This is a genomic window from Rugamonas sp. GW822-FHT03B10 (assembly GCF_058801745.1).
Genome location: NZ_JBXANP010000007.1, coordinates 215,654 through 230,781, shown reverse-complemented (window position 1 = coordinate 230,781; position 15,128 = coordinate 215,654). Strand labels below are relative to the sequence as shown.

The following is a 15,128-nucleotide window of genomic DNA, read 5'->3' as shown; positions in this document are numbered from 1 at the left end:
TTATGCTCGATTACATTTATGCTGCGATCTTGGATGGCATGGCCGCCGATTCCATGGCTTCGCTGGAGAAGCGGGCCGCCAGCGCGCACAGCGCGGAGATCGCCACCACCACGCCGAGGACGCTCAGGGTTTGCTGCGTGTTGCCCAGGCCCTTCATCAGGAAGCCCGCAGCCACGGCGCCCACGTTGCCGCCGGCGCCGATGATGCCGGCCACGCCGCCCAGGGCGCGCTTGTCGACGAACGGCACCAGCGCGTAGGTGGCGCCGCACGCCATGTGGGTGAACAGGCCGAAGGTCAGCATGGCGATCACGGCGTAGGTGGCGCCGTCGGCGTTGGCGAACCACAGCAGGCCGGCGCCTTCGCCGATCATCATCACGAACAGCAGCGTGACGCGGCTGTTCAGGTCACCGCGCATGGCGGCCTTGTCGGATACCCAGCCGCCCAGGGCGCGGGCGAACAGGGCCAGCAGGCCGAAGCTGCCGGCGGCCAGGCCGGCCGACTTGACGGAGAAGCCGAAGTGGTCGACGTAGTAGGTGGCGGCGATGTTGTGGATGAATATCTCGATGCCGAAGCAGGCGCCGTAGGTGACGAACAGCAGCCACACGCGGTGGTTGGCGGCGGCCAGTTTGAAGCTGTCCCAGCCACCTTTCTTGCCGCCCTCGATCGGGATGCCGGCGGCGCGCATCTCGCTGTAGTTGCCTTCCGGGCAGTCCTGGGTGTAGCGGTAGTAGAGGCCGGCCATGATGACCATCAGCACGCCCGGCACGATCAGGGCGGCGCGCCAGCCCATGGTCTCGCTCACGCCGGCCATCACCATGGCGCCCATCAGCAGCGGCATGGCCGCTTGCGCCGCGCCACCGCCGGCGTTGCCCCAGCCAGCCGAGGCCGCGTTGGCCGTGCCCACCACTTTCGGCGCGAACATGACCGAGGTGTGGTACTGGGTGATGACGAAGCTGGCGCCCACGGCGCCGATGCCGAGGCGGAACATCAAAAAGCTTTCATAGCTGTGGGCGAAGGCCACGCCGATCACGGGGATGGCGCCCAGTAGCAGCAGGCCGGTGTAGGTCTTGCGCGGGCCGTAGTGGTCGCACAGCGGGCCGACCACCAGGCGCACGAGAATGGTGATGGCCACGGCGGCGATGTTGATGTTGGCGATCTGCGCCACGCTGAGGTTGAACTCGCCCTTAATCACAGGCATCAGCGGCGCGCAGGCGAACCACGCGAAGAAGCAGACGAAGAACGCCATCCAGGTCAGGTGGAAGGCCCGCATCGCCGGCGTGGAGATCGAGAAAAGCTTGATGCTGTTAGCTTTGCTGGTCATTTTGATTTCCCGTTTAGAAAACGCAAACGGCGTCCGCCCCACTCAGGTCTCAAGACCAGGTTGGGCGGACGCCGTTGTCCTGCCGGTCCATCGTTAGACCGGCGAAATGTGAGGGGGGATCGCCTTTGATCCCTTACCCTACCTATTGCAAGAGCTGTGCCAGCTGTATCGGGAAGGTGCTGTAGGGGGGAACAGCGGGGAAAAGCGGGGAAAGCGGGAGGAAAGCGTTGCTTGAGGGCTAGTTTGGGCGGCGTTGGTGCGGATGCTGTGCGATGTTGCGGTGCAGCGACGCACGCTAACGGTGCGCGCGCTGCACCAGGCGCCGCTCAGCCGCAGGCGCGCGCGCCAGCGCTGACGCAGGGGCTGGCAAGCTCGTGCTGCGCCAGCATGGCCGGCCAGTCGTCGGCGCAACGCACCACGTCGCCGATGACGATGATGCTGGGGCTGCCCAGGCCGCTGGCGCGCAGCGCGCCCGGCAATTCGCCGAGTGTGGTCAGCAACTGGCGCTGCGCGCTGCGGGTGGCCGACTGCACCACGGCCACCGGCGTGGACGGATCCGCGCCGCCAGCGAGCAAGCCAGCCTGGATCGCTTCGCAACGGGCCACGCCCATGTAGACCACCAGCGTCAGCCGGCTTTGGGCCAGCGCGACCCAGTTCGGCTCGGACGCGGCGTCCTTGCCATGGCCCGTGACGAACACGGCGCCCTGGCTCCAGGCCCGGTGCGTGAGCGGCACACCGAGCGTACCGGGCGCGGCCAGCCCGCTGCTGATGCCGGGCACCACTTCGACGGCGATGCCGTGCGCCTTCAGCGTGGCGCGTTCCTCGCCGCCGCGGCCGAACAGATAGGGATCGCCGCCCTTCAGCCGCACCACGTGGTGGCCCGCGCGGGCTTCGGCCACCATCAGCCGCTCGATGAATTCCTGCGGCGTCGATTCGCAGCCGCCGCGCTTGCCCACCTCGATCACGCGCGCGTGGGGCGCGTGCACCAGGATCTCCGGGTTCACGAGGTCGTCGATCAGCACCACGTCGGCGCGGGCGATGGCTTTCACGGCCTTGATGGTCAACAGGTCCGGGTCGCCGGGACCGGCGCCCACCAGGGTGACACTGCCTTGATCATGCATGGTGCTCTCCTCAGAAAGTTGCGGTGTCGGCCGGGGCCTGGGCCCGGTGCCGGATAGGGAACGCGGCGGCGTAGGCGCGCGGGTCGCGACCATCCCAGACGATGCCGTCCATAAGCTTGGAACTGCGCAGCATGCTGTCGGGCACGGGCGTGCCGCTCATCTCGGCGGCCTGGCGGTACAGGCCGATCTGGTGCACATGGCTGGCCACGGCCAGGTATTCGGGGTCGCGCGTGATCAGGCCCCAGCGCCGCAGCTGGGTCATGAACCACATGCCGTCCGACAGATAGGGGAAGTTGGCCGCGCCGTCCGCATGGAATTGCAGGCAATACGGGTCTTGCCAGCTCTTGCCCAAGCCATTCTCGTAATGACCGAGCGCGCGTGGCGCGATCACGTCGCGGCTGGTGTTGACGTAGCTGTGGCCGGCCAGGATTTCCAGCGCGGCCAGCTTGTTGGCCGGCGACGCTTCGATCCACTTGCCCGCGTCCAGCACGGCCGCCACCAGCGCGCGGCAGGTGTTCGGATGGTGCTTGACGAAGGCGGCCGTGGTGCTCAGCACTTTCTCCGGGTGGTCGGGCCAGATCTGCTGGCTGGTGGCGGCCGTCACGCCCACGCCGTCGGCCACGGCGCGGTGGCCCCACGGTTCGCCGGCGCAAAAGCCGTCCATGTGGCCGGCGCTCAGGTTGGCCACCATCTGCGCGGGCGGCACCGTGATCACGCGCGCGTCGCGTATCGGATCGACGCCGTGCGCGGCCAGCCAGTAGTACAGCCACATGGCATGGGTGCCGGTGGGGAAGGTCTGGGCGAAGGTGTAGGTGCGCGGCGCGCCCTGCATCAGGGCCGCCAGCGAGGGGCCGTCCACGGCGCCCTGCTCGGCCAGCCGGCGCGACAGCGTGATGGCCTGGCCGTTGCGGTTCAGGTTCATCAGGATCGCCATGTCCTTCTGCTGCCAGCCCACGCCGAGCTGGGCGCCGTAGACCATGCCGTACAGCAGGTGGGCCGCATCCAGCTCGCCGCTGACGAGCTTGTCGCGCACGCCGGCCCACGACGGCTCCTTGCGCAGCACGATCTTGATGCCGTATTTCTCGTCCATGCCCAGCACGGAGGCCATGACCACGGTGGCGCAGTCGGTCAGTGGATTGAAGCCGATCTTGACGGTTTGCTTTTCCGGTCGCAAGGCGCTGCTCATGGCCGCGCTCCGGTTGGCTGGGTTCGCATGTGGGTACATGTCATCGCAGTGCTCTCCATCGACAAATAAAAAGGCGCCCTTCCCGGCATGCTCGCTGGCATGCGGTGCAGACGCCCTTGTCTCGTGCAGCCCGGCCGCCGTTGGCCGGACCCGCTACGGTATGAAGTGCAAGGACCATGCCATGCGTTGCAGGGGCGTTACGCGGCGTTCGGGGGGAAAAGATGGGGCGGCAGGCACGCAATGCGCACCGTTTCTGTGCCGCGCACCATTTTGGACAGCGTTCAGCCCAGCAAGTCCTCGACATCGAGGATGCGCTGCGCGATCTCGGCCAGCTTGAGGTTCTTGTTCATGGCCATGTTGCGCAGCTTTTGGTAGGCCTGGTCTTCGGTGAGCCGGTGGCGCGCCATCAGCAAGCCCTTGGCGCGCTCGATCACCTTGCGCTCGGCCAGCTTGTGCTTGGTGTCCGACAGTTCCGTGAGCAGCTTCTGCTCCTGCCTGAAGCGCGCCAGCGCCACGTTGAGCACGGGCTTGATGCGGTCGGCCTTGAGACCGGCGACGATGTAAGCGCTCACTCCGGCGCGCATGGCCTGTTCCATGGACTGCTGGTCCTCGCTCTCCGTGAACAGCACGATGGGGCGGCGCTCGTCGCGGGTGGCCACGACAATGTGTTCAAGCACGTCGCGGGCGTCCGATTCGGCGTCGATGATGATCATATCGGGCTGCAACTGGGCGATCTGCTCGGGCAGATGCATGTCGGCCGGCAGCGAGGCGACGATGTCGTAGCCGGCCTCCAGCAAGCCCTCGCGCAGGGCCTGGGTCCGCGCCGCCTGGGCGCGCTGGGCCACGTCGCCCGCGTTGGCGGCCGTGATGACGGTGTTGACGATGACGATACGTAGATTGCGCATGGCTGATTGTGGTGGCAGCCGAGTATTCAAGGCGTGCAAAAGTTAAACTTCATGCAGCTTAACGTAAGCAAGAACCGCACCACGCGCTGAGGGGAACGCCGGGGCGGACGGCATGGCCGACCGCCCCGGCGACGGCGTTAGGCCGCCTGTTGGCCGTACTTTTGCAGGCGGGCGGCCAGACGGGGTGCCAGGTCTTCGGCGGAAGTCACCGTCATTTCGAGGTCGTTCAGCAGGCCATCCTTGAGGCCGTAGACCCAGCCGTGCACGGTCAGTTGCTGGCCGCGGTCCCACGCATCCTGCACGATGGTGGTCTGGCACACGTTGACCACCTGCTCCACCACGTTCAATTCGCACAGGCGTTCCGAGCGGGCGGCGGTGTTGAGCACGTCACCGAGGTAACGCTCATGCTTCTGGTTCACGTCCTGCACGTGGCGCAGCCAGTTGTCGGCCAGGCCCACGCGGGCGCCCGTCATGGCCGCGTGCACGCCCTTGCAGCCATAGTGGCCCACGATGATCACATGCTTGACCTTCAGCACGTCGATGGCGAACTGCAGCACGGACAGGCAGTTCAGGTCCGAGTGCACCACCACGTTGGCAATGTTACGGTGCACGAACACGTCGCCCGGCGCGAGGCCCAGCAGTTCGTTCGCGGGCACCCGGCTGTCGGAACAACCGATCCACAGATATTCGGGCGAAGCCAGTTGCTCCAGGCGTTTGAAAAACTCGGGATCGCGATTGACCTCCGATTCGGCCCACTGGCGGTTGTTACGCAGCAGATCTTGCAGGGGGGAATTACCGATCACTTGCTCGCTCATTTCGTCCTCTCTACATAATAAAACCGCCGTTCTGTCCCGGAGGGCATGGCGGCGGTCTGTCTGTGGACGCCGAAGCGTCCTGGATGTGTGGAGCGAATTCTACCTGAAATTACTCAAAGAAGTCTTTGACCTTGTCTTTCCAGGTTTTGCTCTGCGGGCTGTGCTTGGCGCCGCCCTCGGTGGTGGCCTTCTCGAACTCGCGCAGCATGTCCTTCTGCTTTTCCGTCAGCTTGACCGGGGTTTCCACGGCCACATGGCAGAACAGATCGCCGGCGTAACCGGAACGCACGCCCTTGATGCCCTTGCCCTTCAGGCGGAAGGTCTTGCCCGACTGGGTGCCTTCGGGAATCGTGAACGACACCTTGCCCGACAGCGTGGGCACTTCGATGTCGCCGCCCAGGGCCGCCTTGGCGAACGAGATCGGCATTTCGCAATGCAGGTCGTCGCCTTCGCGCTGGAACACCGGATGCGGCTTGATGTGGATCTCCACGTACAAGTCGCCCGACGGCCCGCCGTTGGTGCCCGGTTCGCCGTTGCCGGACGAGCGGATGCGCATGCCGTTGTCGATGCCGACCGGAATCTTCACCTCCAGCGTCTTGTTGCGCTTGATGCGGCCCGCGCCGCCGCAGGGCGAGCACGGATCGGTGATGATCTTGCCCGTGCCGTGGCACTTGGGGCAGGTCTGCTGGATGCTGAAGAAGCCTTGCTGCATGCGCACCTGGCCGTGGCCGCCGCAGGTCGAGCAGGTCGACGGCGAGGTGCCGGGCTTGGCGCCGGAACCGTGGCAGGTGTCGCACTTGTCCCACGACGGCACGCGGATCGTCGTGTCGAAGCCGTGCGCGGCCTGTTCCAGCGTGATTTCGAGGTTGTAGCGCAAGTCGGCGCCGCGGTACACCTGCGGGCCGGCGTTGCGGCCGCGGCCGCCGCCAAAGATATCGCCGAAGATGTCGCCGAACGCGTCGCCGAAGCCGCCCGCGCCGCCGCCGAAACCGCCGCCGCCACCCATGTTGGGATCGACGCCGGCGTGACCATAACGGTCATACGCTTCGCGCTTCTCCGGGTTGGTCAGCATCTCGTACGCTTCTTTGACTTCCTTGAACTTTTCTTCCGACTCTTTGCTGTCCGGATTGCGGTCCGGATGGTATTTCATCGCCAGTTTGCGATAAGACTTCTTGATCTCGTCTTCCGTGGCATTTTTTGCGACACCGAGTGTCTCGTAGAAATCACGCTTTGCCATGTTGTCGGCACCTTGCTGTATTTACTGATGTACTGATTATGCGAAAAAGCCGAGCGACCACCATCAGGCTCGCCCGGCTCGGCAGGAGAGCGCGGCGCAGGGGAGCCCCACGCCGCGCGGATGCCTGGATTACTTGCTGTCCTTGACTTCCTTGAAGTCGGCATCGACCACGTCGTCCTGCGGCTTGGCCTGCTCTTGCGCGCCAGCGTGCTGCTGCTGGGCGCCTTCGCCGCCGGCCGCGGCCTGCTGCGCCTGCATGTCGGCGTACATCTTCTCGCCCAGCTTCTGGGACGCGGTCGACAGCGCCGCCACCTTGGCGTCGATCTCGGCCTTGTCGCCGGACTTGATCGAACCTTCCAGCTCGGTGATGGCCGCTTCGATCTTCTCCTTCTCGCCCGCTTCCAGCTTGTCGCCGTATTCGGTCAGCGACTTGCGGGTCGAGTGCACGAGGGCGTCGGCCTGGTTGCGCGATTCGGCCAGTTCCTTGATCTTCTTGTCCTCTTCCGCGTTGACTTCGGCGTCCTTCACCATCTTCTGGATTTCCGCTTCCGTCAGGCCGGAGTTGGCCTTGATGGTGATCTTGTTTTCCTTGCCGGTGGCCTTGTCCTTGGCGCCCACGTGCAGAATGCCGTTGGCGTCGATGTCGAAGGTCACTTCAATCTGCGGCGTGCCGCGTGCTGCCGGCGGGATGCCTTCCAGATTGAATTCGCCCAGGCCCTTGTTGCCGGCCGCGATCTCACGCTCGCCCTGGTAGACCTTGATGGTCACGGCGGGCTGGTTGTCGTCGGCGGTCGAGAACACTTGCGAGAACTTGGTCGGGATGGTCGTGTTCTTGTGGATCATCTTGGTCATCACGCCGCCCAGCGTTTCGATGCCCAGCGACAGCGGGGTCACGTCCAGCAGCAGCAGGTCCTTGCGCTCGCCCGACAGCACGGAACCCTGGATGGCGGCGCCCACGGCCACGGCTTCGTCCGGGTTCACGTCCTTGCGTGGATCCTTGCCGAAGAATTCCTTGACCTTCTCCTGCACCTTGGGCATACGGGTCATACCGCCGACCAGGATGATGTCATCGATGTCCGACACTTTCACGCCGGCATCCTTGATTGCAATGCGGCATGGCTCGATGGTGGCGTTGATCAGCTCTTCCACCAGCGATTCCAGCTTGGCGCGGGTCATCTTCAGGTTCAGGTGGACCGGCGCGCCGTTCGCCATGGCGATGTACGGCTCGTTGATCTCGGTCTGCTGCGACGACGACAGTTCGATCTTGGCGCGCTCGGCCGAAGCCTTGATGCGCTGCAGGGCGATCGGATCCTTCTTCAGGTCCAGGCCGTTGATCTTCTTGAACTCGTCGATGATGTAGTCGATCACGCGCTGGTCGAAGTCTTCGCCGCCCAGGAAGGTGTCGCCGTTGGTCGACAGCACTTCGAACTGCTTCTCGCCGTCCACGTCCGCGATCTCGATGATGGACACGTCGAACGTGCCGCCACCGAGGTCATACACGGCGATCTTGCGGTCGCCCTTTTCGGTCTTGTCCAGGCCGAAGGCCAGCGCGGCCGCGGTCGGCTCGTTGATGATGCGCTTGACGTCCAGACCGGCGATGCGGCCGGCGTCCTTGGTGGCCTGGCGCTGCGAGTCGTTGAAGTAAGCAGGCACGGTGATGACGGCCTCGGTGACTTCTTCACCGAGGTAGTCTTCGGCCGTCTTCTTCATCTTGCGCAGCACTTCTGCGGAGATTTGCGGCGGGGCCAGTTTCTTGTCGCGCACACCGATCCAGGCGTCGCCGTTGTCGGCCTTCATGATCGAGTAAGGCATCAGGCCGATGTCCTTCTGCACTTCCTTTTCCTCGAACTTGCGGCCGATCAGACGTTTGACGGCGAACAGCGTGTTCTTCGGGTTGGTGACGGCCTGGCGTTTGGCAGGCGCGCCGACGAGGATTTCACCATCTTCCTGGTAAGCAATGATCGATGGCGTCGTGCGCGCGCCTTCGGCGTTTTCGATTACCTTTGGCTGACCATTTTCCATGATGGAAACGCAGGAATTTGTGGTTCCCAGATCGATACCGATAATTCTACCCATGATTGTTTTCCTTATTTGCTAAAGTTCAGATGGTTCTAATGTGTGGAAATGCTGTACGTTTTCAAGTGCTTGTCGCGAAATTTCAAACGTTTGCCGCAGTCCCCGTTTATTTGGCCTGGGCCGCCGTCACGATGGCCGGGCGCAGCAGGCGGTCGGCGATCATGTAACCCTTTTGCAGCACGGCCACGACCGTGTTGGCCTCCTGCTCGGCCGGCACCACGGCCACGGCCTGGTGCTTGTTCGGGTCCAGCTTGTCGCCCTGGGCCGGCATGATCTCCAGCAGACGGTTCTTCTCGAACGCCGACGTCAGTTGCTTCAAGGTCATCTCGACGCCCTCTTTCAGCGATTCGAGCGAAGGCGACTCGACCTTCAGGGCCATTTCCAGGCTGTCCTTGACGGGCACCATGGCCTCGGCGAAGCTTTCCACGGCGAATTTATGCGCCTTGGCGACGTCCTCCTGGGCGCGGCGGCGGATGTTCTCGCCCTCGGCCTTGGCGCGCATGAAGGCGTCGTGCATCTCGGCCAGACGCGCCTCGGTGGCGGCCAGTTGCTCTTCCAGAGTAGATTCAGCGGGAGTCGAAGCTTGGGCCGACGCCTGATCCGCCTCTGGATTAGGTACAGCTTGGTTTTCCTGATCTTGCATCTAAAAGACTCCTACATTCATATTGTTTGACTAAGCATTGACGACTGCACTGTGCGATCAGATGGGGCTAATCCCTGTCGTTTCAAGGGCTTGCCCGCGCTCCACCCGGCGCCGCCTGTGCCATGTAACAACGGTTACAAAACTTCCGATACGCGCAGATTCTCTTTTGCCAAGAACCGGCTAGTATGAATAGAGACGGCTGAGCAGACGACTGTGCAGACCGTTTTCCCGGGAGCGCCCCATCATGAAGTTGCCATTGATCGCAGCATCCATCCTCGCCTACATCATCCTGGCAACCGCCTGGCTGTGCTACGCGGCCGATCCCCTGGGCCGGCTATTTTAACAGGCTGGCACTCGTCACCGCCAAGTGCTGATTATGCCGCGACGGCGCGCGGAGTTCCAGTCCCCGCGCGCCGCTTTCGCATCTTTATGCGGCCGCGCCGCGCCGGATGGCCGCCTCGCGGCCCAATTCCGCCTCTTTTTTCAGCAACGCGCGCTGGGCTGGCGTGGTCAGCGTGGGCCAGCCGACGAGATGCTGTTCGGCAATATCGGCCAGCGCCGCGATCCAGGCCGGGGTCGCGTTCAGGCAGGGGATGTAGTGGAACTCGCGGCCGCCGGCCGCCTCGAAGTCGTGCCGCACTTCCATCGCGATTTCCTCCAGCGTCTCCAGGCAATCGCTGGTGAAGCCGGGGCACAGCACGTCGATGCGGCGCACGCCGTCGCGCGCCAGTTGCTGGACGGTGGGCGCCGTGTACGGCTGCAGCCACTCGGCCTTGCCGAAACGGGACTGGAAGGTGACCACATATTGCTCGGGCGTCAGCTTGAGGCGGGCCGCCAGCAGGCGCGCCGTCTTCAGGCATTCGCAGTGGTAGGGGTCGCCCAGCAGCAAGGTGCGCTTGGGCACGCCGTGGAAGCTGAGCACCAGTTTGTCGGGACGGCCGTTGGCCTCCCAGTGCGCCTGCACCGACTGTTCGAGCGCCTGGATGTAGCCTTCGTGGTCATGGTAATGCTTGACGAAGCGCAACTCCGGCACGTTGCGCACGCGCGCGTAGTGGCTGAACACGGCGTCGTAGATGGAGCCGGTGGTGGTGCCCGAATACTGCGGATAGGCGGGCAGCACGGCGATGCGTTCGCAACCTTCGGCCTGCAGCTGGGCCAGCACGCCGGGCAGCGACGGGTTGCCGTAACGCATGGCCATGACGACCTTGACGTCGTGGCCGCGCTCGCCCAGCAAGCCTTGCAGGTACTGGGCCTGCTGCTGCGTATACACTTTCAGCGGCGAACCTTCACGGGTCCAGATCGACGCGTATTTCGCGGCCGATTTACCGGAACGGAACGGCAGGATGATGAGGTTGAGGATGAACCACCAGACGGCGCGCGGGATTTCCACCACGCGCGGGTCGGACAGGAATTCCTTCAGGTAGCGCCGCACGGCGGGCCGGGTCGCCTCGTCGGGCGTGCCCAGGTTGACCAGCACGACGGCGCTGCGCGGCACCTTGCCATGCGTGTGGGGAGGTTCGGGAAGAAAGGTCATGGCGGGCGCGGTGGTGGACGGAGCTTGCCATTATAGTTAAATCGCCCGGCGCGGGGGGAATGCCGGGGTCAGGTCCAACATCGCGCCCGTTAAGACGCCAGCAGCTCGCGCGCGTGCTTGCGCGTGGTGGCCGTGATTTCCAGCCCGCCCAGCATGCGCGCCACCTCCTCCACCCGGGCCTTGGCGTCGAGCACGTCGATGCGCGAGGCCGTCTTGCCGTTCTCCAGCGTGCTTTTCGCCACCTGGAAATGCTGGCCGGCCTGGCTGGCCACCTGCGGCAAGTGCGTCACGCACAGCACTTGCCGCTCCTGGCCCAGCCGGCGCAGCAAGCGCCCCACCACTTCGGCCACGCCGCCGCCGATGCCGCTGTCGACCTCGTCGAAGATCAGGGTCGGCGTGGTGGTGGCGTTGGACGTGATGACGGAGATGGCCAGCGCGATGCGCGCCAGTTCGCCGCCCGAGGCCACCTTGGCCAGCGGCCGTGGCGCCACGCCCGCGTGGCCGGCCACCAGGAATTCCACCTGCTCCAGGCCGTGCCCGGCCGGTTCGCACGGGTTGAGCGCGACCTCGAAGCGGCCGCCCGTCATGTTCAGGTCCTGCATCGCGCGCGTGACGGCCTCGCCCAGCTGGCGCGCCGCCTGCGCGCGCGTGGCCGACAGGCGCTGCGCCACGGTCAGGTAGGCCGCCTTCAGCTTCTGCTCCTGCTGGCGCAAACCATCCAGGTCGGTGGCGTCGGCCAGCTGGCGCAGCTTGGCGGCCAGCGCCGCGTGCTCGTCCGGCAACTGCTCCTCCGTCACCCGGAACTTGCGGGCCGTCGAGTGGATCGCCTCCAGCCGCGCGTCGACCTGGCGCAAGCGCTCCGGGTCCAGCTCGACCCGGTCCAGGTAGCTGTTGAGTGCGTAGGCCGCCTCCTGCAACTGGATGCGGGCCGGCTCGATCAGGTCGACGATGGCCTGCAGTTCCGTGTCGATGCCGGCCAGCTTGCCCAGCTTCTGGTTCAGGGCCGACAGTTGCGACAGCACCGGGTGGTCGTCCGCCTCGGAAATGACGGCCAGCGCTTCCTGCGCCCCTTCGAGCAGGCTGGCCGCGTGCGACAGGCGGCTGTGCTCGTTGCTGATCTCGGTCCATTCGCCGGGCCGCACGGCCAGCTTGTCAAGCTCGCCCACCTGCCACTCAAGACGCTCGCGCTCGTACAGCACGTTGGCGGCGTTGGTCTCGTATTCCTCGCGCTGGCGGGCCAGTGTGCGCCAGGCCTTGTAGGCGGCGGCCACGGCCTTGCCATCGTCGGCCGCCGTGGCGCGCGCGCCGCCGTCGGCCGTCAGCGCCTGATGGTCGAGCAATTCGCGCTGGGCGTCGGCCTTGAGCAGCGACTGGTGCGCGTGCTGGCCGTGGATGTCGACCAGCAGGTCGCCGAGCTCGCGCAACTGGGCCGCCGTGGCCGCGATGCCGTTGATGTAGGCCTTGGAGCGGCCGGCGTTGTCGATCACCCGGCGCAGCAGCGCGCCGCCCTCGTCGGCCGCGTATTCGTTCGCCTGCAGCCAGGCGGCGGCCTGCGGCGTGACGGCGAAGTCGGCCGTGATGTCGGCCTTGGCCGCGCCCTCGCGCACCACGCTGGCGTCGCCGCGCCCGCCCAGCGCCAGCGTCAGCGCGTCGATCAGGATGGACTTGCCGGCGCCGGTCTCGCCCGTGAACACGGAAAAGCCGGCGGAAAATTCCAGTTCTATGGTATCGACGATGACGAAGTCGCGGATGGTCAGGGTACGCAGCATGGTGGACTGGGGATGGGGTCGCTGGATGGTGGGTCGGTGGGCCGGGTCAGCTGAGCTTGCCTTCGCCGGACGGGTATTCGTTCCAGTGCAGCTTTTCGCGCAGGGTGTTGTAGTAGCTCCAGCCCTCCGGGTGCAGGAAGGTGATGGTGTGCGGCGAACGCTTGATCAGGATGCGGTCGTGCGCGGCCAGGCTGGCGAAGGTCTGCATGTCGAAATTGACGCTGATGTCGCGCCCGCGCATGATCTCGATCTCGATCAGGCTCGATTCGGGCAGCACGATGGGCCGGTTCGACAGCGCGTGCGGCGCGATCGGCACCAGGCCGATGCCGCCCAGGCTCGGGTGCAGCAACGGGCCGCCGGCCGACAGCGCGTAGGCGGTCGAGCCGGTCGGGGTGGCGATGATCAGGCCGTCCGAGCGCTGGTTGTACATGAAGTGGCCGTCGACGTCCACGCGCAGCTCGGCCATGCCGGCGCCCGCGCCGCGCGACACCACCACGTCGTTGACGGCCATGCCCACGTGGATCACCTCGCCGTCGCGCAGCACCTGGCCTTCGAGCAGCGTGCGGCGCTCGGCCTGGAAGCTGCCCGTCAGCATCTTGGCCAGCACGTCGAGCATGCCATCGAGCGGAATGTCGGTCATGAAGCCGAGCCGGCCCTGGTTGATGCCGATCAGCGGCACGTCGTACGGCGCCAGCTGGCGCGCGATGCCGAGCATGGTGCCGTCGCCGCCCATCACGATGGCCAGATCCGCGTGGGCGCCGATCTCGATCGCGCTCATGGCCCGCGCGCCGGTCAGGCCCAGGTGCGCCGCCGTCTCCTCCTCGAACACGACCGCGTGGCCACGGCGCTCGAGGAACGCGACGATGTGGCCCACCGATTCCTCGATGCCGTCCGTGTTCTGGCGGACGACGAGCGCGATGGTGTGGAACGGGACATGCAAGTCAGGCATAAGGATCTCGGTGTAGTGAGGAGTAGCGACACGCAGCAGGGTAACCGATAACGCCGGCTTCTGCCATAAACGGCGCGGCCGCTACGCGCAGACCGGATGCCCGGCCGCACGCCTGCACGACTCGACCATCGAACACTGTATAGGCGAACAGTATAGTGCGGCGGCCGCGCCGGCGTCAATGACCGGCCGTCAGCACGCCGGCGCCGATGGTGAACATGAAGCCGATGGCCATGGTCACGGAATAAGCGGCCATCAGGGCCAGCCAGCGCCACGTCGTGGCCAGCTTGCCGCCGGGGTAGACGCGGCGCATGGCCCACGGCAGATAGGCGATCAGCCACACCCACAGCGCGAACCGGACGATGCCGGGCATGGGCAGCATCAGGCCCATGAACACGGCGAACGCGAACGCGTTCACGTGCAGCGCGAACAGCAGGTGCTCGCCATAACGGCGGCCCGAGCCCAGGTACAGCAGCTTCAAGTACAGCGCGAACAGGGGCAGCAGCAGGAACATCGCGTACGGCGCGAAATGGTAGAAGCCTTGCGTGAACACGTCCACGCGCTGCGCGTCCGTCAGGCTGGACAGGTATTGCTCCTGGTGCTTGAGCTTGGCCGCGCCGGTCGGCCACACGCCCTTCAGGCCCGTGACCAGCAGATCGCCATCGCTGTCGCCGTCGTCGTCAAAGAACACCACCTCGCCCCGTTGCGGCTTGGCGGGCGCGGCCTTGCCTGACGTCGCGTGGGCCGTCGCCGGCGTGGCCGCCGCGCCTGGCTCGGCCGTCGAACCGGCGAGGTCGATGGGATTGGCCAGCTTGATCAGCGCGAAGAACAGCACGCTCAAGGTCAGGTACAGCCGCAGCGGCTGGACGAAGCGCACGCGCCGGCCCCGCACGTACTCGTTGGTCAACGCGCCGGGCCGGAACAGCAGCCGGCCCAGCGTGCCCCACAGCTTGCCTTCCAGCGCCACGTAATGGCCGATGAACTCGTGCAGGAATTCGCGCGCGCTGGGTGGATGGAGCACCGTCTCCTGTCCGCACTGGTGGCAATAATTGCCGCTGACGGCGGCCCGGCAGTTGGCGCAATGGGACGGCGCGGCATGGGCATGGACATCGGCGGCGTGCAGTTCAGAGCTCAAGGCGCTTCCTTCGCAAACAGCGACCTGCATGGTCGCGAAATCAATGATGGCGAAATAGTAACCGAGTTTCGCCCGGAAAAGACAGTCCGCATCCCGCCCCCGGCGCGCGCCAGCCGTGCGCCAATCGCGCGACCGGCACGCGCGGGGCGCGCTAAGATGGCGCCTTCAAGCCTTACCTGGAAAGGCACGATCATGGCGACAACCAGCAAACCCGGCACCGGGCCCGGCGGCGGCCACCTGCCCCACGAACGCGACGAAACGACGGAACAGCCGCCCCGCCACCCGCGCACCATCATCGAACAGGCCAATAGCGACCTCGAACGCGGTCTGGTCGATACCGACCTGCACGGCGTGCGCGGCGTGGATCAGGTCAAGCCCACCGCGCCCCATCCGGGAGGCGCCAAGCCCAAGCCGGACGTGCGGCGCGACTGAAGGCCGAC

At 65.7% G+C, this 15,128-nt stretch carries 13 protein-coding genes; 1 reads left to right on the top strand and 12 read right to left on the bottom strand.

Annotation, left to right across the window (positions count from 1 at the left end; genetic code table 11):
- Positions 1-16: 16 nt before the first annotated feature.
- The 12 genes from AC1RQG_RS14115 to AC1RQG_RS14060 all read right to left on the bottom strand — a co-directional run bounded on the left by AC1RQG_RS14115 (position 17) and on the right by AC1RQG_RS14060 (position 14,688).
- Complete coding sequence (locus AC1RQG_RS14115; protein ID WP_493132341.1) at positions 17-1,321, bottom strand: MFS transporter; 1,305 nt, start codon at positions 1,319-1,321, stop codon at positions 17-19.
- Positions 1,322-1,647: 326 nt separating this feature from the next.
- Positions 1,648-2,442, bottom strand: a complete 795-nt coding sequence (cobA, locus tag AC1RQG_RS14110; protein WP_493132339.1) for a uroporphyrinogen-III C-methyltransferase — start codon at positions 2,440-2,442, stop codon at positions 1,648-1,650.
- A gap of 10 nt (positions 2,443-2,452) precedes the next feature.
- Positions 2,453-3,628, bottom strand: a complete 1,176-nt coding sequence (locus AC1RQG_RS14105) for a CmpA/NrtA family ABC transporter substrate-binding protein (protein ID WP_493132337.1) — start codon at positions 3,626-3,628, stop codon at positions 2,453-2,455.
- 281 nt (positions 3,629-3,909) lie between these two features.
- Complete coding sequence (locus tag AC1RQG_RS14100; protein WP_493132335.1) at positions 3,910-4,533, bottom strand: ANTAR domain-containing response regulator; 624 nt, start codon at positions 4,531-4,533, stop codon at positions 3,910-3,912.
- A 137-nt stretch (positions 4,534-4,670) separates the two neighbouring features.
- Complete coding sequence (gene can / locus AC1RQG_RS14095) at positions 4,671-5,348, bottom strand: carbonate dehydratase (RefSeq protein WP_493132333.1); 678 nt, start codon at positions 5,346-5,348, stop codon at positions 4,671-4,673.
- A 109-nt stretch (positions 5,349-5,457) separates the two neighbouring features.
- The gene (gene dnaJ / locus AC1RQG_RS14090; RefSeq protein WP_493132331.1) at positions 5,458-6,585 is read right to left on the bottom strand and encodes a molecular chaperone DnaJ; all 1,128 of its coding nucleotides are present in this window, start codon (positions 6,583-6,585) and stop codon (positions 5,458-5,460) included.
- A gap of 129 nt (positions 6,586-6,714) precedes the next feature.
- Complete coding sequence (gene dnaK / locus AC1RQG_RS14085) at positions 6,715-8,661, bottom strand: molecular chaperone DnaK (RefSeq protein WP_493132329.1); 1,947 nt, start codon at positions 8,659-8,661, stop codon at positions 6,715-6,717.
- Positions 8,662-8,767: 106 nt separating this feature from the next.
- The gene (gene grpE, locus AC1RQG_RS14080; protein WP_493132327.1) at positions 8,768-9,304 is read right to left on the bottom strand and encodes a nucleotide exchange factor GrpE; all 537 of its coding nucleotides are present in this window, start codon (positions 9,302-9,304) and stop codon (positions 8,768-8,770) included.
- Between the two features lie 427 nt (positions 9,305-9,731).
- Complete coding sequence (gene hemH / locus AC1RQG_RS14075; protein WP_493132325.1) at positions 9,732-10,838, bottom strand: ferrochelatase; 1,107 nt, start codon at positions 10,836-10,838, stop codon at positions 9,732-9,734.
- Between the two features lie 89 nt (positions 10,839-10,927).
- Positions 10,928-12,607 (bottom strand): DNA repair protein RecN, encoded by a 1,680-nt coding sequence (gene recN, locus AC1RQG_RS14070; RefSeq protein WP_493132323.1) that lies wholly within the window; start codon positions 12,605-12,607, stop codon positions 10,928-10,930.
- Between the two features lie 46 nt (positions 12,608-12,653).
- The gene (locus AC1RQG_RS14065) at positions 12,654-13,556 is read right to left on the bottom strand and encodes an NAD kinase (protein WP_493132321.1); all 903 of its coding nucleotides are present in this window, start codon (positions 13,554-13,556) and stop codon (positions 12,654-12,656) included.
- A gap of 175 nt (positions 13,557-13,731) precedes the next feature.
- Positions 13,732-14,688, bottom strand: coding sequence for a DUF3667 domain-containing protein (locus tag AC1RQG_RS14060; RefSeq protein ID WP_493132320.1), 957 nt, complete (start codon positions 14,686-14,688; stop codon positions 13,732-13,734).
- Between the two features lie 192 nt (positions 14,689-14,880).
- Here AC1RQG_RS14060 and AC1RQG_RS14055 point away from each other — a divergent pair, with 192 nt between their 5' ends.
- Positions 14,881-15,120 carry a hypothetical protein gene (locus AC1RQG_RS14055; protein ID WP_493132318.1) on the top strand — a complete coding sequence of 80 codons (240 nt, stop codon included), beginning with the start codon at positions 14,881-14,883 and terminating at the stop codon, positions 15,118-15,120.
- Positions 15,121-15,128 lie beyond the last annotated feature (8 nt).

Bases quoted from the DNA above. Each gene is read 5' to 3' on its own strand.
- AC1RQG_RS14115 (WP_493132341.1), bottom strand. From the start codon at position 1,321: ATGACCAGCAAAGCTAACAGCATCAAGCTTTTCTCGATCTCCACGCCG.
- cobA (WP_493132339.1), bottom strand. From the start codon at position 2,442: ATGCATGATCAAGGCAGTGTCACCCTGGTGGGCGCCGGTCCCGGCGAC.
- AC1RQG_RS14105 (WP_493132337.1), bottom strand. From the start codon at position 3,628: ATGAGCAGCGCCTTGCGACCGGAAAAGCAAACCGTCAAGATCGGCTTC.
- AC1RQG_RS14100 (WP_493132335.1), bottom strand. From the start codon at position 4,533: ATGCGCAATCTACGTATCGTCATCGTCAACACCGTCATCACGGCCGCC.
- can (WP_493132333.1), bottom strand. From the start codon at position 5,348: ATGAGCGAGCAAGTGATCGGTAATTCCCCCCTGCAAGATCTGCTGCGT.
- dnaJ (WP_493132331.1), bottom strand. From the start codon at position 6,585: ATGGCAAAGCGTGATTTCTACGAGACACTCGGTGTCGCAAAAAATGCC.
- dnaK (WP_493132329.1), bottom strand. From the start codon at position 8,661: ATGGGTAGAATTATCGGTATCGATCTGGGAACCACAAATTCCTGCGTT.
- grpE (WP_493132327.1), bottom strand. From the start codon at position 9,304: ATGCAAGATCAGGAAAACCAAGCTGTACCTAATCCAGAGGCGGATCAG.
- hemH (WP_493132325.1), bottom strand. From the start codon at position 10,838: ATGACCTTTCTTCCCGAACCTCCCCACACGCATGGCAAGGTGCCGCGC.
- recN (WP_493132323.1), bottom strand. From the start codon at position 12,607: ATGCTGCGTACCCTGACCATCCGCGACTTCGTCATCGTCGATACCATA.
- AC1RQG_RS14065 (WP_493132321.1), bottom strand. From the start codon at position 13,556: ATGCCTGACTTGCATGTCCCGTTCCACACCATCGCGCTCGTCGTCCGC.
- AC1RQG_RS14055 (WP_493132318.1), top strand. From the start codon at position 14,881: ATGGCGACAACCAGCAAACCCGGCACCGGGCCCGGCGGCGGCCACCTG.